The organism is Sphingomonas sp. Leaf17 (genome assembly GCF_001421505.1).
Lineage (GTDB): Bacteria > Pseudomonadota > Alphaproteobacteria > Sphingomonadales > Sphingomonadaceae > Sphingomonas.
Window position 1 is genome coordinate 34,112 of the sequence record NZ_LMKL01000005.1, and the last position, 21,992, is coordinate 56,103.

The following is a 21,992-nucleotide window of genomic DNA, read 5'->3' on the forward strand; positions in this document are numbered from 1 at the left end:
CAGCGGCGAGACGCTCGTGACGGCTGACGGTCCGTTGTTACCACTGCTTTTTCAACTGGACCCCGGCCTTCGCCGGGGAGGTACCCTATGCCCGACCTGAAGACGATCCTCGCCGCCAAGACCCCGCTGACGCTGTCCGGTGTCGCGACCGGATTCCAGCCGTCGCTGCTGGCCGACCTGGCGCGCGCAGCGAAGACCCGTGCGGTGTTCATCGCGCCGGACGATGCGGCGATGCGCGCGATCGCGTCGACCGCGCCGTTCTTCGCGCCCGATATCGAGATCGTCCAGTTCCCGGCCTGGGACTGCCTGCCCTATGACCGCGCCTCGCCCACGCTGCGTGTCATGGCCGAGCGGGTGTCGGCGCTGCACAAGCTGCAGGCCCGCCCCAAGGGGCCACAACTGGTCCTGACCACCGCCAATGCCGCGACCCAGCGCGTGCTGACGCCGTTCCGCATCCGCCAGCTCGTTGCCCGCCTCGCGCCCGGCGAGCGCATCGACCGCGAAAAACTGGCCGTGCTGCTCCAGGCCAACGGCTATGTCCGCACCGAAACGGTTCACGATCAGGGGGAGTATGCAGTGCGCGGCGGCATCGTCGACCTGTTCCCCAGCGGCGAGGACCACGCGCTGCGCCTCGACTTTTTCGGCGACGAGATCGAGACGGTCCGCACCTTCGACCCCGCCGACCAGCGCACCACCGGCCGCGTCGACGGCTTCGTCCTGCTGCCCGCGTCCGAGGCGCTGCTCGACGAGGAGTCGGTCAAGCGGTTCCGCAGCCGCTACCGCGAGAAGTTCGGCGCGACCGCGACCGGCGACCCGCTGTATCAGGCGGTGTCGGACGGACGGCGGCTGGCCGGCATGGAACACTGGCTGCCGATGTTCGAGGATAAGCTGGCCACCTTGTTCGAGCATCTGGGCGACGATGCGGTCGTCGTCCGCGACTCCGGCGTCACCGCAGCGGCGGAGGGACGGCTGGAGGCGATCGCCGACTATCACGCCAACCGGCTGCGCGCGGCGGGGGCCGAACCGGGCAGCTATCGCCCGCTGCCGGCCAAGGCGCTGTACCTCGATGCCAGGGAATGGACCGCCTCGCTCGACGCCGCGACCGCGCATCTGACCACGCCGTTCCACGAACCCGAAAGCCCGACCATCCTCGATTTCGACGTCGACGGCCCGCGCGATTTCGGACCCGAGCGCAGCGGCGGCGGCAACGTCTATGAGGCGGTGGTCGCCCATCTCGAAAAGCTGCGAAAGGACGGCCGCAAGCCGATCCTCGCCAGCTATTCGGGGGGTGCGCGCGAGCGGTTGATGGGCCTGCTGACCGATCACGGGCTGAAAGGCGCCAAGATCGCCGAAACATGGCAGGAGGCGCTGGGCGTCGCCGATACGAGCAAGAGCTTCGGCACCGCGCTGATCGTCCTGCCGCTCGACCACGGCTTCACCGCGCCGGGCGTGGCGGTGCTCACCGAACAGGACATGCTCGGCGACCGGCTGATCCGCCGGTCCAAGCGTCGCAAGTCGACCGATGCGTTCCTGGCCGAACTCGCGACACTGTCGCCCGGCGATCTCGTCGTCCACGCCGACCACGGTATCGGCCGCTATGAGGGGCTGACCTCGATCCCCGTCGGCAAAAGCCCGCATGACTGCGTCGCGCTCAGCTATGCCGGCGGCGACAAACTATACGTCCCGGTCGAGAATATCGACGTCCTGTCGCGCTATGGCTCGGGCGAGGATGGCGCGTCGCTTGACCGGCTGGGCGGCGAGGCGTGGCAGCGCCGCAAGGCGACGATGAAGGAGCGGATCCGCGAGATCGCCGGCGAACTGATCGCGGTCGCCGCCGAACGCGCGCTCCATCCCGGCGACCTGCTCGAACCCGACGCCAGCGGCTATCCCGCCTTTGTCGACCGGTTCCCGTACGAGGAAACCGAGGATCAGGACCGGGCGATCAACGACGTGCTCGATGATCTGGCGGCGGGCAAGCCGATGGACCGGCTGGTCGTCGGCGATGTCGGGTTCGGCAAGACCGAGGTCGCGCTGCGCGCCGCCTTCGTCGCGGCGATGGGCGGCAAGCAGGTCGCGATCGTCTGCCCGACCACCCTGCTCGCGCGCCAGCACTACAATAACTTCTCCGCGCGGTTCGAGGGCTTCCCGATGAACATGGGCCGCCTGTCGCGGCTGGTGACCGCCAAGGAGGCCAAGGCGGTGCGCGAGGGGCTGGCCGACGGAACGATCGACGTGGTCATCGGCACCCACGCGCTGCTGGCGAAAAGCATCGACTTCAAGCGCCTCGGCCTCGTCATCGTCGATGAGGAGCAGCGGTTCGGCGTGACACACAAGGAACGGCTGAAGACATTGCGCGCCGACGTCCACATGCTGACGCTGACCGCGACGCCGATCCCGCGCACCCTGCAGATGGCGATGAGCGGCATCCGCGAACTGTCGGTCATCCAGACCCCGCCGGTCGACCGGCTCGCGGTCCGCACCTACATCATGCCCTGGGACCCGGTGGTGCTGCGCGAGGCGTTGCTGCGCGAACATTATCGCGGCGGGCAGAGCTTCATCGTCACGCCGCGCGTCGCCGACCTGCCTGACATCGAGGAGTATCTGCGCGAGAACGTGCCCGAAATCCGCTACGTCATCGCCCACGGCCAGATGTCGCCGACCGAGGTCGAGGAGCGCATGTCCGCCTTCTACGACAAGAAGTTCGAGGTGCTGGTGTCAACCACCATCATCGAAAGCGGCATCGACATTCCGTCCGCCAATACGATGATCGTCAACCGCGCCGATCGCTTCGGCCTGGGCCAGCTCTATCAGCTGCGCGGGCGCGTCGGCCGGTCGAAGACGCGGGCCTATGCCTATATGGTTACGCCGCCCGAACGGATGATGTCGGACGCGGCGGAAAAGCGGCTGAAGGTGCTGTCCGACCTCGATTCGCTCGGGGCCGGGTTCCAGCTGGCCAGCCACGACCTCGACATTCGCGGGGCGGGCAACCTGCTCGGCGACGAACAGTCGGGGCATATCAAGGAAGTCGGCTACGAACTCTACCAGTCGATGCTGGAGGAAGCGATCATGGACGCCAAGGCCGGCGGCATGGCCAGCCGCCCACGCGATTTCAGCCCCCAGATCACCGTCGATGCGCCGATCCTGATCCCCGACGACTATGTTCCTGACCTCGACCTGCGGATGGGCCTGTATCGCCGCCTGAACGAGCTGGAGGGCCGTCACGAGATCGAGGCGTTCGCCGCCGAGATGATCGACCGGTTCGGCCCCCTGCCCGATGCGACCGAAAATCTGATCCGCGTCATCGAGATCAAGGGCAATGCGAAAAAGGCCTGCGTGTCCAAGATCGACGTCGGGCCGAAGGGCGTGCTGATCGCGTTCCACGACAATACGCCGCCCAATGTCGATGGGCTGCTCGCCTATGTCACCCGGCTGAACGGCCTCGCCAAGCTGCGCCCGGACAACAAGATCGTGGTCGGTCGCGCGTGGGAGGATCCGAAGGCGCGGTTGAACGGCGCGTTGCAAATTTCGCGCGGGCTGGCCCAGGCGGCGGGATAGGCCTTCCCGCCGCGCCCCGGTCCGTCATTGCGAGCGCAGCGAACCAACCCAGAGCATGGCGCGCGACCCTGGATTGCTTCGCTGCGCTCGCGGGTGACGGGAGGGTTACGAACTATGATCCGCGATGATCTTCCACCCCTCGCGCCGCCGCTCGAACACCAGCGTTGTCAAGCCGGTCTGCGGCGTCCCCGCGGCGGGCGTCAGCGTCCAGCGGGCGAACAGCAGCCGGTGGGTCGCGCTGATCGTGCGATAGGCGACCGCCTGAAAACGCAGCGTGCCGCGAACATTGCCGCCCTTGGTGAAACTGGGGCGATACCGATCGGCAATGGCGGGCCGCCCGTTGAGGACACCGTCTTTGGTCACGAACCCGGCGTCCGGCGCATAGATCGCAACGAACCGGTCGAGATCGCCGGCATTCCACCCGGCCGCGCTGGCGGTCATCGCCGCCATCACCTCCGCCTGCGGATCGGCTTTTTGGGCTGCGCCGGCACTGGCGACCAGCGCCAGTCCAAGGATCAGGCGTCGCATCGTTCCTTGTCCTCCACCAACCGTGCCAGCGCCGCGTCGCCCAGCGGTTCGGCACACAGATAGCCCTGATAGAAATCGCACCCCTGCGCCGACAACAGGCCAAGCTGCGCCTGCGTCTCCACCCCCTCGGCGATCACCGCCAGCCCCAGCGAACGGGCCATGTCGATCACGCCGCGCACCACCACCCGGTCGCGCGCGCTGCCGGTGATGTCCTGTGCCAGCGCCTTGTCGATCTTCAGGTAATCGAGCGGCAGCGCCTTCAGATAGGCGAGGCTGGAATAGCCGGTGCCGAAATCGTCGATCGCGATCCGGCATCCCGCCGCCCGCAATTTGCCCAGCAGGCTCGCTGCCGCGTCCAGATCGGCGATCAGGCCGCTTTCGGTGATTTCGATGGTCAACCGCTCGCGCGGGAAGCCGCTGGCATCGACACGGGCCAGGAACATGCTCGCAAAACCCGCGCGCGCCACATCGGCGGCCGTGACGTTCAACGACAGCCGGATATGCGCCAGCGACGCCGGCCAGGCCGCCGCCCGTGCCAGCACCAGTCCCTGGATATGATCGGACAGTGCAACGCCAAGATCGGCGCGCTCGGCCGCCGCAAACAGCGTGTCCGCGCCCAGATGCCCCAGCCGGGCATGGTCCCAGCGGGCCAGCGCCTCGACCCCGGTGATCCGGTTGCTGGCAATCTCCACCTGCGGCTGGAATACGATGTCGATCTCGTCGCGGTCCATCGCGTGATGCAGGTCGACCGCCAGCGCGTCGATCGGTGCCGGGCCGGAACGCAGGGTCATGCGCAGGGTGGCCCCGTCACTGGCCTTCGCGCTCGCCAGCGCCTGACTCGTCCGCCGTAGCAGGGCGGCGGCATCGTCGCCCGGCCGGGTTTCCGCCACGCCGATGCGACTGCCGAGCGCGGCCAGCGCGCCATCGACCGGAAATGGCTGGGCCAGCGTTTCCTCCAGCTGCCCGGCCGCCAGCGCGGTCCGTTCGCTGTCCGCGTCGACGATCAGCAGGAACTCCGACCCCGCCACCCGTGCGACGAATGCCGCCTGCCCGAACAGGCCGGTGCCGACGTCGCGGATCCGCCGCGCGACGGCGCGCAGCAACAGGTCGCCGGCGGCCCGCCCGTGCGCGGCGTTGACCAGGTCGAACCGGGTGAGCGCGATCTGCATCGCCGCCAGCGGTCGTCCGGTGGCGAGCCGGCCGGTGATCCAGCGGCGAGCGTCGCCGGCATCGCGCTCGCGCGTGCGCCATTCGCGCTCCGGCTCGGCTTCGCCCGACGGCAGTCGCTCGACCAGTGCCTCGATGCCGCCATCGGCCAGCTGGCGCAGATGTTCGACAAAGCGACCCGCCCCGGGAACGCCGTGCGCCACCGCGCTGGTTCCCGTCGCGCGCATCCGCCGTATCGCCGCAACGACCGCGGGCCGATCGGCGATCGCCACCCGCCGGAACAGCGCGCGGGCGCCCAGACGCTCGGGCAGGTCCAGCGCGGATGCGAGATCGTCGGTCAGGACGGCCCCGGCATCCCGGCCGATCCGCCATCCCAATGTCGTTGCGGGACGCATCACGTTCCAGTCACCCGCGACCCGTTCGGCGTGGCGGGCGGCGAACCGCAAGGTCTGAACGAACTCGCCCTCGCCCGCCGGGCTGGCCAGGAAATGCGTCGCGCCAGCGTCATAGACCCGGCCGATCGCGCCGACATCGCCGCGCGATACCAACGCCAGCAGCGCGCCGCCATTGGCCGCTACGATCCCGCTGATCGCCACGATCGCGGCTAGCCCCTCGTCCAGGGCACCGCGCGCATCGACCACCGCGACACGCGCGCCACTGGCCAGCAACCGCCGGGCAATGCCGTCGGCCCGGCGCGCGGCGACAACGTGCCAGCCGGCTCCACTGGCCAGTTGTGCCAGTTCATCACGCTGGCGAAATGACAACAGGAATAAAGGTGCCGCCGCATCGCTCATTGCCGCTTCATGTCCACCCCAAACCCTGTGCTGACCAAGCCTAGACCGGGATGTCCCGCCCGCCAATGGCCGAAATGGTCCTGTTCCTGGCCAGTCCGGCCGGATCACGCCCGATCCACCTGCGGCAGCATGATTGCCCCTTGTCCGCGCGCGCCGCAGACCCTAACTTTTGCCGGATGACCACTGCCCCTCCCGCTACCCGGTCGCTGGTCGATGCGCATGGTCGCACCATTCGGTATCTTCGTATCTCGGTGACGGATCGTTGCGATCTGCGCTGCCGTTACTGCATGGCGGAAACCATGACGTTCCTGCCGCGCTCGCAGGTGCTGAGCCTTGAAGAAATCGCGGTGATCGCCGAGCGGTTCATCGAACGCGGCGTCGACAAGATCCGGCTGTCGGGTGGTGAGCCGCTGGTCCGGCGTGACGTGACGGAACTGGTCCGTCGCCTGGGGTCGCATGTCGGCCGCGGTCTGCAGGAACTGACGATGACGACCAACGGCACGCGGCTGCGCGATCACGCGCCCGCTCTGGTCGATGCGGGCATGCGCCGGATCAACGTCAGCATGGACACGCTGGACCCCGACACCTTCCGCTTCATCACACGACACGGCGATGTCGCCACGGTCATCGACGGCATCCTTGCGGCGCGCGATGCGGGCCTGGCGGTGAAGATCAACATGGTCGCGCTGAAGGGGCTGAACGAGGATCACATCGCGCCGATGCTGGCGTGGTGCGTCGACAACGGCCTCGACCTCTCGCTGATCGAAACGATGCCACTGGGGGCGATCGACGAGGATCGCACCGACCGTTTCCTGCCGCTGACCGGCGTGTTCGACCGGTTGTCGACCCGGTTCGAGCTGGTCCGCGACGGGCACCGCTCCGGCGGGCCGGCGCGTTACTGGCGCGTCGGATCGTCCGTGACCCGGCTCGGCCTTATCTCGCCGCTCACCGCCAATTTCTGTGACGGCTGCAACCGCGTCCGCCTGACGACCGAGGGCAAACTGTACATGTGCCTTGGTCACGACGATCAGGTCGACCTGAAGGCGGCACTGCGCGAGGGCGGACTTGCCGCGGTCGATGCCGCCATCGACATCGGGCTGGCCGAAAAGCCGGCGGCGCATGATTTTCGTATCGGTGCGGGCGAGGGCCCGGCGGTCGCCCGGCACATGAGTGTCACCGGCGGATGAACCGGTACGAACGGCGCGCGCTGGTCGCATCGCCCACGCCGCCGGCACAGGCGGCCGCCGCCGAACTGGCCGACCTGTTCGACTGGGTGCCGATCGAACAGGCCGATGTCGTGATCGCGCTGGGTGGCGACGGATTCATGCTTCAGACGCTGCACGGGCAGCTTGCCGGCCGGGCATCGGGCGTGCCGGTTTTCGGCATGAACCTTGGCACCGTCGGCTTCCTGATGAACGAATGGCGGCATCACGGCCTTGATGAGCGACTGGCCCGGGCCAAGCCGTTCAAGGTGACGCCGCTGGAAGTGTCGGTCACCGGCGTCGACGGGCGCGTCCGCACCATGCCGGCGATTAACGAAGTATCGCTGCTGCGTGAAACCCGCCAGACCGCCAAGCTGGAAGTGACGGTGAACGATCGTATCGTCCTGCCCGAACTGGCCTGCGACGGCATTCTGGTCGCGACCCCTGCCGGGTCGACCGCCTATAATTTGTCGGCGCAGGGGCCGATCCTGCCGCTTGGGTCCGCCCTGCTGGCGCTGACGCCGATCAGTCCGTTTCGCCCGCGGCGCTGGCGCGGCGCTATTCTGCCCGACAAGGCACGGATCCGTATCCGGGTACTTGATCCCGCCAAGCGGCCGGTGTCGGCGGTGGCGGACCAGCGCGAGATCCGTGACATCGCCAATGTCGATATCGCGATGGACCGCGCGCGCGAGCTTACCCTGTTGTTCGACCCCGAACACGCGCTCGACGATCGAATTACGATGGAACAGTTCATCGCCTGAATTTTTCCGTCGACGCGGGGTTGCCAGTTCCGGAAACCCGCTGCTATAGGCGCGCCTCCCGCAGGGCAGTGGCCTTGGGGGAGCGAGTATTCCCCGGTAGCTCAGTGGTAGAGCGTTCGACTGTTAATCGAATGGTCGCTGGTTCGAATCCGGCCCGGGGAGCCACTCCAGACGGTCAGCATGATGACCACTCCGCCCAGCGGCATCAGATCTTTTTCAGCAACGCCCGCATGATGCTCAATCCGCGATCGGACAGGGTCAGGAAGTGGCGACGCCGGTCGAACGGATCGGCAACGCGGCACAGCAAGCCGCGATCGGTCAGCAACGCGATATAGCGCAGGCCGGTGGTCGTCGGCACGCCCGATGCCGCGACGCTGCGGCTGACGTTGATCTCCACCCCGCGTTCGTGGGCGATGTAGAGGTCCAGCAACAGATCCCAGGATGGTTCGCCGAACAGGTCGGCATCCTCGCCGAAGCTGTCGGTCCGGGTGCGCCGTGCCGCATAGATCGCCTCCGCGCGGGCGACCAGCGGGGCAATATCGGCCGACAGGGGGCGCGCGGTCGACCGAGCCGCGTCGGCCTCCTCGCCGTGCGACAACCAGGGTGGCGTGTCGCGGGGAACCGCGCCGTCTGAACTCATTGATGGTACCCCGCCCCGTTCAAACCGGACATGTTCGGCACTCCTGCAGTCTGACACGTCAGAATCACGATATTGCAGTTTTTTGCAATCTGCATGACGCGGGTTAACCAACCGCTTCAAATCACCGGCGCTTGATGCTCGCAATTCCGATACGCGACCAACGGAATTACAACCGAAATGGTTTGTAAACCTTTCCCAAACTTTCCCACGCCCACTCTGCCTCCCGAGAAACAGACCCGGAAAGGCCGACAGGGCAGATCGTGACGCAGGGCCGCGCCGCGACCATGCGCGACCGGTCGTTCCGCCGCGGCAGGATGACACCATGATCTCGGTCTTCACATGTATCGCGACCCAGCATGACTGGCGATTTCTGGCGGCGGCGGTCGTGATCTGCGTCATCGGCTGTGGCACCACCATCTTTCTGCTGGCGCGGATCGAGGAATGTCATCCGGCCCACCGGAACCTCTGGATGGCGGCGGCTGGCGCGGCGGCGGGTCTCGCAATCTGGTCGACCCATTTCCTGTCGATGCTCGCCTATGACGGCGGCCTGCCGATCAGCTATAATCCCGGCATCACGACCCTGTCGGTGATCGTGGCGGTCAGCGCCTCGTGGGCGGCCATCCGTATCGCCCTCCTGCGTCCCAGCATCGTCCTGCTGGCGGCCGGAGGGCTGGCGCTGGGCATCGGCGTGGCGGCGATGCATTTCATGGGGATGCTGGCGATCGAGGCGCAGGCCCGGCTTGCCATCGACGAGGTGGCCGTCGGCGTCGCGATCCTGATCGGGTCGACGCTGGGCGCGCTGGCGTTCGTCGCCTACGGCCTGCTGACCGGTTATGCGCGGCTGATCGTGCCGACCGTCCTGCTGGTGCTGGCGATCGCGTCGCTGCATTTCACCTCGATGAGCGCGATCCGCCTGATCCCGGACCTCAGCATCGCCCCCGTCGTCATCGGCATCGACCGGGCGTTGCTGGCGGGCATGGTGGTCACGACGTCGGCGTTGCTGATCCTGTTCGCCGGCGTGGCGATGGTGCTCGACCGCCTGCTGACCGACCTGCGCGGGCTGGCCGACGCATCGCTCGAAGGGTTGTTGATCGTGCATGGCGACACCATCGTCGACGTGAACGAGCGGCTGGCCCGGCTGGTGGGTGCGTCGGGTTCCAGCTTTCTGGGACGAAACCTGACGACGCTGCTGGCGCTGGACGACGATGATCTGGCCTGTCGTACCGAACGGGGGCCGAGCGAGGCGACGCTTGTCCATGACGACGGACGGCATGTCGCGGTCGAGATCCTGTGCCGGAATATCGAATATCGCGGTCGCGAATGTCACGTCATCGCCATCCGCGACCTGACCGAGAAGAAGGAGGCCGAACGCCGCCTGGCGCATCTGGCATCGCATGACGGGCTGACCGACCTTGCCAACCGCACGCTGTTCGACGAACGGGTGGCACAGGCGCTGGTGCGGGCACGGCGCGATGGATCACAGATCGCCATGTTCGCGCTCGACCTCGACCGGTTCAAGGCGGTGAACGATATCTTCGGTCATGCAGCCGGCGACGCGACGCTTCGCCAGGTCGCCGACCTGCTGCGGGCGGAGACCACACGTGGCGACACCGTCGCGCGGCTGGGCGGGGACGAGTTCGCCATTCTCCAGACCGGACAGGTTCAGCCGCAGGGCGCGCGGGCGCTGGCCGACCGCCTTCTTGCCGCCTTCGCGCGCGAGATGGACACCGGCCGCAACCCGGTCGCGGTCGGCGTCAGCATCGGCATTGCCCTGTCGCCGAACGACGGTACCGACACGGTCGAGCTGCGCGCCAACGCCGACACCGCGTTGTACCGAGCAAAGGCATCGGGACGCGGCGTGGCGTCGTTCTTCGATGCCGACATGGACGATTCCTTCCGCCGCCGACGGATGCTGGAACACGACCTGCGACAGGCGATCCTGCGCCGCCAGTTGAGCGTCGTCTATCAGCCATTGGCCGACGCGCGGACGGGCGCGGTCGCTGGTTACGAGGCATTGTTGCGCTGGGACCATCCGACACTGGGCGCCGTCACGCCGGGCGTCTTCATTCCGATTGCGGAGGACAGCGGCTCAATCATTCAACTGGGGGAATGGGTGCTCGAGCAGGCCTGTGCCGAAGCCGCGACCTGGCCCGATCATCTGACGGTGGCGGTCAATGTCTCGCCGGTCCAGTTCCAGCTGGCCAGCCTCTACGGCCAGATCGTCGGCGCCCTGTCCCGCAGCGGCCTGCCCGGCAACCGGCTGGAACTGGAAATCACCGAAAGCGCGCTGCTGAAGGATCGCGCCAGCGTGTTATCCGTCCTCCACCGTTTGCGCGCGCTTGGCGTACGGATCGTCATGGACGATTTCGGCACCGGCTATTCCTCGCTCAGCAATCTCCAGAGCTTTCCGTTCGACAAGATCAAGATCGACGGCAGCTTCACCGCCGCGCTGGAAACCGACACGGCCGCCCGGTCGATCGTCACCGCGATCATCGGCCTTGGCCACAGCCTCGACCTGCCGGTCGTCACCGAGGGGGTCGAAACCGAATATCAGCGCGCAATCGTCGTCCAGCAGGGATGCGCCCAGGTGCAGGGCTTCCTGACCGGCCGCCCCGGCCCCGGCCCCCGCTTTGCCGCATCAGCGACCATCCTGCGATCCGCCTGACCGCCTGACCGGGTCGCAGCCAGCTGCCCGGGGCTGAATATCCGGGGCCGATTGCTCCGGGGCCGCGTGCCTGCCATGCTTCCGATCGGACGAACGCGTCGGCCCCGGCCCCGTGCGCTCGCCGCCGGAGAAGGATGCCGATGTTTCTCGACTTTCTGGACGAACTGCGCGGTGCCGGAATCCCGGCCAGCCTGAAGGAGCACCTCCTGTTTCTGGAGGCGCTTGACCTCGACGTGGCCGATCGGACGCCGGAGGGGTTCTACTATCTCGCCCGCGCGACCTATGTGAAGGACGAGGGGCTGCTCGACCGCTTCGACGCGGTATTCTCGAAGGTGTTCCGCGGGGTCGCGACGACCTTTGGCCCCGCCCCGGCCGACATTCCCGCCGACTGGCTGCGCGCGGTCCCCGCGAAATATCTGTCGCCCGAGGAGATGGCGAAGATCACGGCGCTCGGCTCGTGGGACAAGATCATGGAGACGCTGAAAAAGCGGCTGGAGGAACAGCATGCACGCCATCAGGGCGGCAACACATGGATCGGCACCGGCGGCACCAGCCCCTATGGCAACGCCGGCTACAATCCGGAGGGCGTACGGATCGGCGGCGAAAGCACGCATGGCCGCGCGGTGAAAGTCTGGGACCAGCGCGCCTTCCGCAACCTCGACAGCACGCGCGAACTCGGTACCCGCAACATCAAGGTTGCGCTGCGCCGCCTGCGCCGGTTCGCGCGCGAAGGCGCGGCCGACGAGCTGGATATCGACGCAACGATCGACGGCACCGCGCGCCAGGGCTGGCTCGACGTGCGGATGCGCGCCGAACGCCGCAACGCGGTCAAGCTGCTGCTGTTTCTCGACGTCGGCGGGTCGATGGATCCGTTCGTGACCCTGTGCGAGGAGCTGTTTTCCGCCGCGACGACCGAGTTCAAGAATCTGGAGTTCTTCTACTTCCACAATTGCCCGTACGAGGGCGTATGGAAGGACAACACCCGTCGCTTTTCCGAACGCACGCCGTTGTGGGACGTGCTGCACAAGTTCGGCCACGACTATAAACTGGTGCTGGTCGGCGACGCGTCGATGAGCCCGTATGAAATCACCCACCCCGGCGGATCGGTCGAACATTTCAACGAAGAATCCGGCGCGACCTGGCTGCGCCGGCTGACGACGACCTATCCGGCCGCGATCTGGCTGAACCCCGCACCCGAGGCGCACTGGAGCTATGCCCAGAGCATCCGCATCATCCGCGACCTGATGGCCGACCGCATGTATCCGCTGACGCTTGCCGGTCTCGACGCCGGAATGCGCGAACTGACCCGGAAGCGGTGACGGCGGTTGGCAGACCGGCGGCGCAGGGATAGCCTGCGATTATCCACCGGGAGAATCGTTCATGCGCCTGCTCGCCCTTGCCCTTCTCGTGCTTCCGCATGGTGCGGTATCCGCCCAGTCCCTGCGAAGCGCGGAAAAGCCCGGCGGCTCCCTGTGCAGGACCGGACCATCGGTTGCCGCGTCGAGGCGGGCGGCACCGGTCGGGATGCACAAGCTGGGCGACCTTCCCCCCGCCGCCCAGATCCAGACCGTCTGGCGGCAGGTCGATGGATGCCCGACCCCGGTCGTGCTTCGCGACGGTATCGGGGCCAATCCCGGATCGGGCGGCCCGGTGTCGGGCGACGGACAAGTCTTGCGCGTCCAATAGCTTGGCGGAACATTCGCGGGCGATTGCCGGTTAAGGGATCGTCATTCCGACCGGAGTACCGCGTTCATGTCCCACATTCCCTCGTCCGTCATGCCCCATGCCCGCATCCATCACGATCCGGCACCCGCAACGACCAGCGCGAAGTCGATCGGCATCGGTCCGATCGTTGCGTTTGCCGCCGGCAGCATCCTGATCGGCGGCGCGCTGGCCGCGATCATTCCAGGCCTGTCACGCCCGACCAGCGCGTAAAGACCGTCAGTCGGCGGGGTGGATCACCCCGCCGACCTGCGGTTGCGCGACACCGGTTGTCCCCGGAAAGCTGATCGGCAGGTCGCGCAGCGTTCGCACTGCCATGTAGGCGAATCCTTCCGCCTCCATCGCGTCGCCGTTCCAGCCAAGCGTATCGCTCGGCTCCGGCGTCAGGCCGGTCCGACCGGCGATCATCGCCAGCATGGTCGGGTTGTGCCGCCCACCACCCGCAACGATCAGCCGCTTCGGGCGCTCCGGTAGCTGGTTCAGCGCATCGGCCACCGTCGCGGCGGTAAACGCTGTCAGTGTCGCCGCGCCGTCTGCTGCGGAAAGCCCGCGCGCCGGCTGGATCGTGAAATCATGCCGATCGAGCGACTTCGGCGGCGGCGCATCGAAGAACGGGTGGTCGAGCATTGCGGTCAACACCGTCTCGTCGACGCGGCCGGCGGCGCCCAACGCGCCGCCAAGATCGTAACGCGCGCCCGTTTCCGTCTCCACCCACTGGTCGATAAGCCCGTTGGCCGGACCGGTATCGAATGCGATCATGGCACCGCCTGCGCCGATCCAGGTGATGTTGGCCACCCCGCCAAGGTTCAGCACCGCGAACGGACCATCAAGCCCGGCCACCAGCGCCGCGTGATAGACCGGCATCAGCGGCGCACCCTGACCACCGGCCGCCACATCGGCCGAGCGGAAATCGGCGACGGTCGTGATCCCGGTGGTCCTGGCGAGTGCTGCGCCGTCACCGATCTGCCACGTCCATCCACGGTCGGGACGGTGGGCGATCGTCTGGCCGTGAAAGCCGATGACACCGACGTCGGCAGGGCTGACGCCCGCCTCTTTCATCAGCTTGTGGACGACCAGCGCGTGGGTGCGGGTGATGAGGTCGCCGGCCGCGACGATCGGCGGGCTGGCGCGCGGCCGGTCGAAGGTCAGCGCCATCCGCGTCGCCTCCGCCAGCTGGCCGCGCGCGACGTCGGAATACGGCTCGCCGCGAAACGCGATCGGCCGGACCTGGTCTGCGCCATCGGTTTCGATCAGTGCCGAGTCGATCCCGTCGAGCGAGGTTCCGGACATCAGGCCGATTGCAAGCATGGTCATGTCTTCCTTCTGGTCGTGACCCATGCCGTCACGGGCCTGCGAAGTCGACCATGGCCGCGTCGAAAAGCCACCGGGCGTGGCATTGCGGCCACGGCGCGATGTGGGGTGAAGGCCCGCCACGTCCGCATCTGGCAAAGTGCCCAAGATGCCGCTATGGAGACGCATCCCATGGCAACGATACTCCCCTCCCCGCCCCGCGTGGGCATGGTCTCGCTCGGCTGTCCCAAGAACCTTGTGGACAGCGAACGCATCCTGACCAAGCTGCGCGCCGATGGTTACCAGATGTCCCCCGACTATGCCGGGGCGGACGTGGTGCTCGTCAACACCTGCGGCTTTCTGGACAGCGCCAAGGAGGAAAGCCTTGAGGCGATCGGCGAGGCTATCTCCGAAAACGGCCGCGTGATCGTCACCGGCTGCATGGGCAAGGAGGCGGAGATGATCCGCGCCCGCTTCCCGCAGGTGCTGGCCGTCACCGGCGCACACCAGTACGAACAGGTGGTCGACGCGGTGCATGAGGCGGCACCGCCGATCCCGTCGCCGTTTATCGACCTGGTGCCGGAATCGGGCCTGAAACTGACGCCGCGCCATTACAGCTACCTGAAGATTTCGGAAGGCTGCAACCATCGCTGCTCCTTCTGCATCATTCCCTCCCTGCGCGGCGATCTGGTCAGCCGTCGTCCCGATGCGATCCTGCGCGAGGCGGAGAAACTGGTCGCGGCGGGCACGAAGGAACTGCTGGTCATCAGCCAGGACACCTCGGCCTACGGCGTCGACCTGCGCCACGCATCGTGGCCGCTGAAGTCGGGTGGCGAGGTACGCGCGCACATGACCGACCTGGCGCGCGAGCTGGGCCGGATCGCGCCGTGGGTGCGGCTGCATTACGTCTACCCCTATCCGCATGTCGACCACGTCATCCCGCTGATGGCCGAGGGACTGGTCGTGCCCTATCTCGACATCCCGTTCCAGCATGCCGCCCCGTCGGTACTAAAGCGGATGAAGCGCCCCGCCAACGACGCCAAGGTGCTGGGCCGCATCCATAAATGGCGCGAGATCTGCCCCGACATCGCGATCCGCTCGACCTTCGTCGTCGGCTTCCCCGGCGAGACCGAGGCCGATTTCCAGTATCTGCTCGACTGGCTGGACGAGGCCCAACTCGACCGGGTCGGCGCATTCCGGTTCGAGCCGGTCGAGGGTGCCGCCGCCAACGCCCTGCCCGATCAGGTGCCCGATTCCGTGAAGGAGGAGCGCTACACGCGGATCATGGAAAAGACCGCGGCCATCTCCGCCGCCAAGCTCGCCGCCAAGGTCGGGCGCATCCTGCCCGTCATCATCGACGAGATTGGGGAGGAAGGCGCGACGGGCCGGTCGCAGGCGGATGCACCGGAAATCGACGGGTCGGTATTCCTGCGCGACGCCGCACATCTGGCGGTCGGCGATATCGTTTCGGTTGAAATCGAGGATGCCGACGAGCACGACCTGTACGGTGTTCCTATCTCGCCCGCGGCCTGACAGAACGCATCGCGATTGCGGCATGGGGCGGCAGATGCTTTGATGCACACCCGCCCTGTTCCCGGAGTGTCCATGTCCTTCCGTTCCGTCCTGCTGGCCGCCGCGCTGTCCGTTTCACCGGCGGCGGCTATCGCACAGACGCTGACGCCGGCAGAGTCAGCCGCAATCGATTCGCTGGTCACGACCACGCTGGCAAAGACCGGCACGCCATCCGCCTCGATTGCGGTGGTGCGCGGTGGGCGGATCGTGCTGGCCAAGGCCTATGGCAAGCAGTCGGAGACCGGCGGCAGCCCCCGCGCCGACGCGCCTTACCAGATCGCTTCGGTATCGAAGCAGTTCACCGCCGCCGCGCTGTTGCTGCTGGAGGATGACGGCAAGCTCAGCCTCGATGACACGGTGGCCAAATACCTGCCCGGCATTTCCGGCGGCGACACCATCACCCTGCGCCAGTTGCTCAGCCATACCGCCGGCCTCCAGGATTACTGGCCGCAGGACTATAGCTTCAAGGCGATGGCGACACCGGTCGAACCGCAGGCCATCGTCGATCGCTGGGCGAAGAAACCGCTCGATTTCGCGCCCGGTACGCAGTGGCAATATTCCAACACCGGCTATGTCGTCGCCGGCATGATTGTCGAGAAGGTCGCGGGCCAGCCGCTGCTCAGCTTCCTGCAACGCCGGATCTTCGCGCCGCTGGGCATGACGGCGGTGGATCAGGATATCGCGATCGGCGGGCGTTACCCCACAGGTTACGGCCGCGCCGCACTCGGCCCGATGCGGCCTGTGGTGCCGGCCGCGCATGGCTGGCTGTTCGCGGCCGGTGAACTGGCGATGAGCGCGACCGATCTGGCCAGATGGGATATCGCCCGCATGAACCGGACCATATTGCCTGCCGATGACTGGGCGGCGCAGGAAACGCCGGTCACGCTCAAGGACGGAACCTCGACCGGCTACGGCCTTGGCGTTTCGGTCGGCGGCACCGGGGACCGGCGTGTCGTGGCCCATAGCGGCGAGGCGGTCGGGTTCCTGACGCAGAATGTGGTCTATCCCGATGCCAAGGTTGCGGTGGTCGTACTGACCAATACCTGGTCCAGCGACGCGTATCGCACCATCGCCAGCGGGATCGCAAAGACGGCGCTGCCGGAGACGCCCGCGACCGCCGCCGATACCGCCGCGCTGGCCGGCGCTCGGACCCTGCTAGACCAGCTGATCGCGGGCCGCCCGGATCGCGCCCGCCTGACCGACAACGCGGCCTATTATTTCACAAACCAGGTGATCGCCGATTACCGGACCAGCCTCGGCCCGCTCGGGCGACCGACCGCGTTCGTCCAGACCGGGCCAGGCGCGCTGCGCGGCGGCTTCGTCGGGCGCAGCTACCGCGTCAGCTTCGGCGACCGCGCGGTCGCGGTCAGCACCTTCACCGAACCCGGCGCGAACGGCCGATTCGAACAATTCCTCATCAGCCCGGCGGATTGACCCTATGGACCTGCTTCAAGCCGATCGCGGCCAGCCCGCGCGCGACATCCACGTCCTGCATCCCAATGCCTATCCCGGCTGGATCGACCGGCAGTCAGCGCGGATCCGGGCGATCGTCGCCGCGCACGGCCTGACCGGCAAGGCGGGCGACCGTGCAATCCTGCCGGGGGAGGGCGACGACGACTGGTCGATGCTGCTCGTCTGCAACGATCCGCCTGGCGCGCCGTGGCGGATCGCGTCGCTCGGCGGCAGCCTGCCGGCGGGCACCTATCGTCTGATCGATACAATGGTCGGCGAATCCGGTCTCGGCTGGATCCTCGGCCAGCATCGGTTCGACCGCTACGTCACACAGCCAGCCGCCGCTCCGCGTATCCTGCTGACCGATACGCCCGCCAACATCGTCGAGACGATCCGTCTGGCGGAGGCGACCGCGCTGGTCCGCGATCTGGTCAACACGCCGGCCGCCGACATGGGACCGGCCGACTTGGAGGCGCAGGCCGAACGGCTGGCGCAGGATCACGGCGGCACGCTTGGCGTGACACGCGGCGACGCGTTGGCGACGGGGTATCCGATGATCCACACCGTCGGCATGGCCGCCGCCGTCGATCGTGCCCCCCGGCTGATCGAGCTGGAATGGGGCGACCCCGCGCATCCGCGCATCGCGATCGTCGGCAAGGGCGTGTGCTTCGACACCGGCGGGCTGGACCTAAAGCCGTCGGCCGGCATGCGGCTGATGAAGAAGGACATGGGCGGCGCAGCCCATGCGCTGGCGCTTGCCGGGCTGGTAATGGCAGCGGGGCTGAAGGTGCGGCTGCACCTGTTGATTCCGGCGGTGGAAAATGCGGTGGCCGGCAACGCCTTCCGTCCCGGCGACGTCCTGCATTCCCGAAAAGGCCTGACCGTCGAAAATACCAATACCGATGCGGAAGGTCGGCTGATCCTCGGCGATGCGCTGACCCGGGCGGGTGAAGCGAACCCCGAACTGATCCTCGATTTCGCAACGCTGACCGGGGCCGCGCGGGTCGCAGTCGGCCCCGACCTGCCCGCCACCTTCTGCAACGACGAGGGGATATCCGCCGACCTGCTGGCGGCGGCGGCGCTGGTCGACGATCCGCTGTGCCGCCTGCCGCTGTGGGACGGCTATGACGACATGCTGAAGTCGGACATCGCCGACATGGTCAACGCCCCCGACGGCGGCTTTGCCGGCGCGATCACCGCCGCGCTGTTCCTGCGCCGGTTCGTGCCCGCCGACACGCCCTGGGTGCATCTCGATACCTTCGCCTGGCGACCGGTGGCCAAACCGGGACGACCCAAGGGCGGCGAAGCCCTTGGCCTGCGCGCGGCGTATCGTCTGTTGCAGGATCGGTATGGGTAAGGGCTGAACCGCATCCGTCATTCCGGCGCACGCCGGGATCCAGGGTTACGCGGCACATCCCCGGCACCTCGGGATCCCGGCCTGCGCCGGAATGACGCGGTAAGGCAACTGCCAAAACTCCTACATCGCTCCCGCCGCCTCGATGATCGGCACGAACTTCTCGGCCGTCAAACTCGCACCACCAATCAGCGCGCCGTCGACATTGTCGATAGCCAGAATGGCCGCCGCGTTCGCGCCCGTCACCGACCCGCCATACAGAATGCGGATGCCCGCCGCCGCGTCGCCGACCAGCATCCGCAGCTTGGCCCGGGCGATGGCATGGATCGCGCCGATTTCATCGTGCGTCGGGGTACGGCCAGTGCCGATCGCCCAGCGCGGTTCATAAGCGAGGGTGAACCACGCGCCATCGGCGTTGTCGGGCACCGACTTCTCGATCTGCGCCTGCACCACCCGCTCGGCCCGGCCGGCATCGCGCTCCGCCTCGGTCTCGCCACAGCACAGGATGACCGACAGACCCTCCTTGTGCGCCGCCGCTGCCTTGCCCCAGGCGTCCTGGCTGGTTTCATGCTGGTCGGACCGGCGTTCGGAATGTCCGACGATCGTGAACCGTGCGCCCGCTTCGCGCACCATCGCCGCCGACAGGCAACCGGTGTGCGCGCCGGACGCATTCGCGTGCACATCCTCCGCGCCGATCGCGAGGCCCGGCACCCGCGCCGACGCCGGTTCGATCAGCGTGGCGGGAATGGCCACCGCGACGTCGATCCCCGGGTTGGCCGCCGCCGCCCGCGCGATGGCATCCAGTTCGTGCAGGGTTGCGCGCGACCCGTTCATCTTCCAGTTGCCCGCAACCAGCTTTCGCCGCGTCATCGCCATCCCCTGTTTCGTTATCATTGATAGTGGGAATAACGCCGCCGCCCCCACGCACAAGCGCCAACGGACGGCTGCCGACATGCGAAAGGCCGCCCCCACACCTGGCGGGGACGGCCTTTCCACCGGCTACGACGCGGCTGCGTCGATCAGTAGCGGTAGTGATCCGGCTTGAACGGCCCCTCGACCGGCACGCCTATATAACCCGCCTGCTTCGGCGTCAGCTGCGACAGCTTCACGCCCAGCTTCTCCAGATGCAGCGCCGCGACCTTCTCGTCGAGGTGCTTGGGCAGGACATAGACTTCGTTCTTGTAGTTCTCGGACCTGGTCCACAACTCGATCTGCGCCAGCGTCTGGTTGGTGAAGCTGGCCGACATCACGAACGACGGATGGCCCGTCGCACAACCAAGGTTCACCAGGCGGCCCTTGGCAAGGATGATGATCTGCTTGCCGTCCGGGAACTTCACCAGGTCGGTGCCCGGCTTCACTTCGTCCCACTCATAATTGCTGAGCGCGGCGATCTGGATTTCCGAATCGAAGTGACCGATGTTGCAGACGATCGACATCGGCTTCATCGCCTTCATGTGATCGGCGGTGATGACGTCGGCGTTGCCGGTCGCGGTGCAGAAGATGTCCGCGCGCTGCACGGCCTCTTCCATCGTCACGACCTCGAAGCCCTCCATCGCCGCCTGCAATGCGCAGATCGGATCGACCTCGGTCACCATCACGCGCGCACCACCGTTGCGCAGCGACTGGGCCGACCCCTTGCCGACGTCACCGAAACCGGCGACGCAGGCGACCTTGCCGGCGAGCATCACGTCGGTCGCGCGACGGATCGCGTCGACCAGCGATTCCTTGCAGCCGTACAGGTTGTCGAACTTCGACTTGGTGACGCTGTCGTTGACGTTGATCGCCGGGAACGGCAGCTCGCCCTTCTTTGCGATCTCGTACAGGCGGTGAACGCCGGTGGTGGTTTCCTCGGACACGCCCTTCAGGTTCTTGACCGTCTCGGTCAGATAGCCCGGATATTTCGCGACGAACGCCTTCAACGCGCGCTGGAACTCGACTTCCTCGTCATTTTCCGGCTCGCCGAACGAATGACCGGCCTCCAGCTTGGCACCCCACAGCGCGAACATCGTCGCATCGCCGCCATCGTCCAGGATGATGTTGGCGGTGGTGCCATCGGTGTCGGCACCCCAGTTGAAGATGTCGCCGACATAGTCCCAGTAATCGGCCAGGCTCTCGCCCTTGATCGCAAACACCGGCACACCCGTCGCGGCGATCGCGGCGGCGGCGTGATCCTGCGTCGAGAAGATGTTGCACGTCGCCCAGCGCACCTCAGCCCCAAGCGCGGTCAGCGTCTCGATCAGCACCGCGGTCTGGATCGTCATGTGCAGCGAGCCAGTGATGCGCGCGCCCTTCAGCGGCTGCGACGCGCCAAACTCCTCGCGCAGGGCCATCAGGCCCGGCATTTCCGTCTCGGCAATGTCGATTTCCTTGCGGCCGAATGCGGCAAGGCTGATGTCGGCAATGACGTAATCGGTCTTCTCAGGCGCAAGTGCGGTGGCCATGAGGTATCTCCTGAAGCGCAGCCCTAAGGCGGGGTCGGCGGGCCGTGTGCCCGTGCCGGATGATCCATGCCTTACCGGTTCGGCGCGCGCGGATCAAACGGAAAGCAGTCGTGATATAAAGATATCTTTATATCTGCATCAGGCCGTGCCCGTGTCCGCCACCAGCAGGCGCGGATCGACGCCGGCGGACGCAAGCCCGGCCGACCAGCGACGTGGTGCCTCGGTCGCGAACAGCATGTCCGTCGTCCCGGTGACGTTCAGCCAGCCGGGGCCAGCCAGTTCCTGCTCCAGCTGTCCGGCGGACCAGCCGGCATAGCCAAGCGCCACCACCCATTGCCCCGGACCGCGCCCGTCGGCGATCGCCCGCAGCACGTCGAGCGTGCCGGACAAGGCCCAGCGACCAGCGACATCGGTGGTGTCCTGCCCGGCCCAGTCGCGCGAATGGATCACGAACCCGCGCCGCGTCGACACAGGCCCGCCGGCATGAACCGGTGCGTTGGGCGCGGTGCCACGCGGAATCTCGAACTGGTCGAGCAGGTCGTGGAACGACAGCCCCTCCACCACCGCGCCGATACCGATGCCGATCGCGCCGTCCGCGTCATGCGCGCACATCGCGATGACGGCATGGTCGAAGCGGGGGTCGCCGATGCCGGGCATCGCCATCAGGAACTGGCCGGTGAGGAATTGGGTCTGGATCATCACGCGCAGGCATACCCTGTCGCCGTGCCGGTGCCACGCCCCAAATCGACGGGCCAAATCGGCGGGCCACATCGACGGGTTGAAAAACCGGGCGGTGCGACCGACCTTTACGCCAGCCCCGTGCACCGCCGCGCGGCGACCACAGCAAAG

Annotated in this window: 17 protein-coding genes and 1 tRNA gene; 11 read left to right on the top strand and 7 right to left on the bottom strand. The window is 67.2% G+C overall.

Annotation, left to right across the window (positions count from 1 at the left end):
• Nucleotides 1–87: 87 nt before the first annotated feature.
• Nucleotides 88–3,555: a transcription-repair coupling factor gene (gene mfd / locus ASE75_RS07155; protein WP_055931195.1), complete on the top strand. Its 3,468-nt coding sequence runs from the start codon at nt 88–90 to the stop codon at nt 3,553–3,555.
• A 105-nt stretch (nt 3,556–3,660) separates the two neighbouring features.
• Here mfd and ASE75_RS07160 read toward each other — a convergent pair whose 3' ends face one another.
• Nucleotides 3,661–4,083 carry a YybH family protein gene (locus ASE75_RS07160; protein WP_055931198.1) on the bottom strand — a complete coding sequence of 141 codons (423 nt, stop codon included), beginning with the start codon at nt 4,081–4,083 and terminating at the stop codon, nt 3,661–3,663.
• Nucleotides 4,071–6,044: a putative bifunctional diguanylate cyclase/phosphodiesterase gene (locus ASE75_RS07165; protein ID WP_055931201.1), complete on the bottom strand. Its 1,974-nt coding sequence runs from the start codon at nt 6,042–6,044 to the stop codon at nt 4,071–4,073. The genes ASE75_RS07160 and ASE75_RS07165 overlap by 13 nt, the downstream gene beginning before the upstream one ends.
• Before the next feature lie 176 nt (nt 6,045–6,220).
• Here ASE75_RS07165 and moaA point away from each other — a divergent pair, with 176 nt between their 5' ends.
• The 3 genes from moaA to ASE75_RS07180 all read left to right on the top strand — a co-directional run bounded on the left by moaA (nt 6,221) and on the right by ASE75_RS07180 (nt 8,172).
• Complete coding sequence (moaA, locus tag ASE75_RS07170) at nt 6,221–7,231, top strand: GTP 3',8-cyclase MoaA (protein WP_055931204.1); 1,011 nt, start codon at nt 6,221–6,223, stop codon at nt 7,229–7,231.
• Nucleotides 7,228–8,007: an NAD kinase gene (locus tag ASE75_RS07175; protein ID WP_055931206.1), complete on the top strand. Its 780-nt coding sequence runs from the start codon at nt 7,228–7,230 to the stop codon at nt 8,005–8,007. The genes moaA and ASE75_RS07175 overlap by 4 nt, the downstream gene beginning before the upstream one ends.
• 90 nt (nt 8,008–8,097) lie before the next feature.
• Nucleotides 8,098–8,172 (top strand) — tRNA-Asn (locus tag ASE75_RS07180).
• Between the two features lie 40 nt (nt 8,173–8,212).
• Here the strand turns inward: ASE75_RS07180 and ASE75_RS07185 are convergent.
• A complete protein-coding gene (locus ASE75_RS07185) occupies nt 8,213–8,647 on the bottom strand; it encodes a hypothetical protein (RefSeq protein WP_156340286.1) in 435 nt (144 codons plus the stop codon).
• Nucleotides 8,648–8,969: 322 nt separating this feature from the next.
• On the opposite strand from ASE75_RS07185, the gene ASE75_RS07190 reads away from it, so the two are divergent.
• The 4 genes from ASE75_RS07190 (at nt 8,970) to ASE75_RS15435 (ending at nt 13,247) form a co-directional block, all read left to right on the top strand.
• The gene (locus ASE75_RS07190) at nt 8,970–11,312 is read left to right on the top strand and encodes a bifunctional diguanylate cyclase/phosphodiesterase (protein WP_055931212.1); all 2,343 of its coding nucleotides are present in this window, start codon (nt 8,970–8,972) and stop codon (nt 11,310–11,312) included.
• 140 nt (nt 11,313–11,452) lie between these two features.
• Nucleotides 11,453–12,631: a vWA domain-containing protein gene (locus tag ASE75_RS07195; protein ID WP_055931215.1), complete on the top strand. Its 1,179-nt coding sequence runs from the start codon at nt 11,453–11,455 to the stop codon at nt 12,629–12,631.
• Between the two features lie 61 nt (nt 12,632–12,692).
• Nucleotides 12,693–12,998 (top strand): hypothetical protein, encoded by a 306-nt coding sequence (locus ASE75_RS15430; RefSeq protein WP_156340289.1) that lies wholly within the window; start codon nt 12,693–12,695, stop codon nt 12,996–12,998.
• Nucleotides 12,999–13,064: 66 nt separating this feature from the next.
• Nucleotides 13,065–13,247, top strand: a complete 183-nt coding sequence (locus ASE75_RS15435; RefSeq protein ID WP_156340292.1) for a hypothetical protein — start codon at nt 13,065–13,067, stop codon at nt 13,245–13,247.
• A gap of 6 nt (nt 13,248–13,253) precedes the next feature.
• On the opposite strand, the gene ASE75_RS07200 is transcribed toward ASE75_RS15435, so the two are convergent.
• Entirely contained in the window at nt 13,254–14,342 is a 1,089-nt protein-coding gene (locus ASE75_RS07200) for an anhydro-N-acetylmuramic acid kinase (protein ID WP_055932101.1), read from the bottom strand.
• Between the two features lie 174 nt (nt 14,343–14,516).
• On the opposite strand from ASE75_RS07200, the gene rimO reads away from it, so the two are divergent.
• The 3 genes from rimO (at nt 14,517) to ASE75_RS07215 (ending at nt 18,705) form a co-directional block, all read left to right on the top strand.
• Nucleotides 14,517–15,857, top strand: coding sequence for a 30S ribosomal protein S12 methylthiotransferase RimO (rimO, locus tag ASE75_RS07205; RefSeq protein ID WP_055932104.1), 1,341 nt, complete (start codon nt 14,517–14,519; stop codon nt 15,855–15,857).
• Between the two features lie 72 nt (nt 15,858–15,929).
• On the top strand, nt 15,930–17,330 hold the full coding sequence (locus ASE75_RS07210) for a serine hydrolase domain-containing protein (protein ID WP_055931218.1): 1,401 nt from the start codon (nt 15,930–15,932) through the stop codon (nt 17,328–17,330).
• A gap of 4 nt (nt 17,331–17,334) precedes the next feature.
• A complete protein-coding gene (locus tag ASE75_RS07215) occupies nt 17,335–18,705 on the top strand; it encodes a leucyl aminopeptidase family protein (protein ID WP_055931221.1) in 1,371 nt (456 codons plus the stop codon).
• A gap of 120 nt (nt 18,706–18,825) precedes the next feature.
• Here ASE75_RS07215 and tpiA read toward each other — a convergent pair whose 3' ends face one another.
• The 3 genes from tpiA to ASE75_RS07230 all read right to left on the bottom strand — a co-directional run bounded on the left by tpiA (nt 18,826) and on the right by ASE75_RS07230 (nt 21,842).
• Nucleotides 18,826–19,572 (bottom strand): triose-phosphate isomerase, encoded by a 747-nt coding sequence (tpiA, locus tag ASE75_RS07220; protein WP_055932107.1) that lies wholly within the window; start codon nt 19,570–19,572, stop codon nt 18,826–18,828.
• A 149-nt stretch (nt 19,573–19,721) separates the two neighbouring features.
• Nucleotides 19,722–21,143 (bottom strand): adenosylhomocysteinase, encoded by a 1,422-nt coding sequence (ahcY, locus tag ASE75_RS07225; protein ID WP_055931225.1) that lies wholly within the window; start codon nt 21,141–21,143, stop codon nt 19,722–19,724.
• Nucleotides 21,144–21,281: 138 nt separating this feature from the next.
• Complete coding sequence (locus ASE75_RS07230; protein WP_055931228.1) at nt 21,282–21,842, bottom strand: YqgE/AlgH family protein; 561 nt, start codon at nt 21,840–21,842, stop codon at nt 21,282–21,284.
• Nucleotides 21,843–21,992 lie beyond the last annotated feature (150 nt).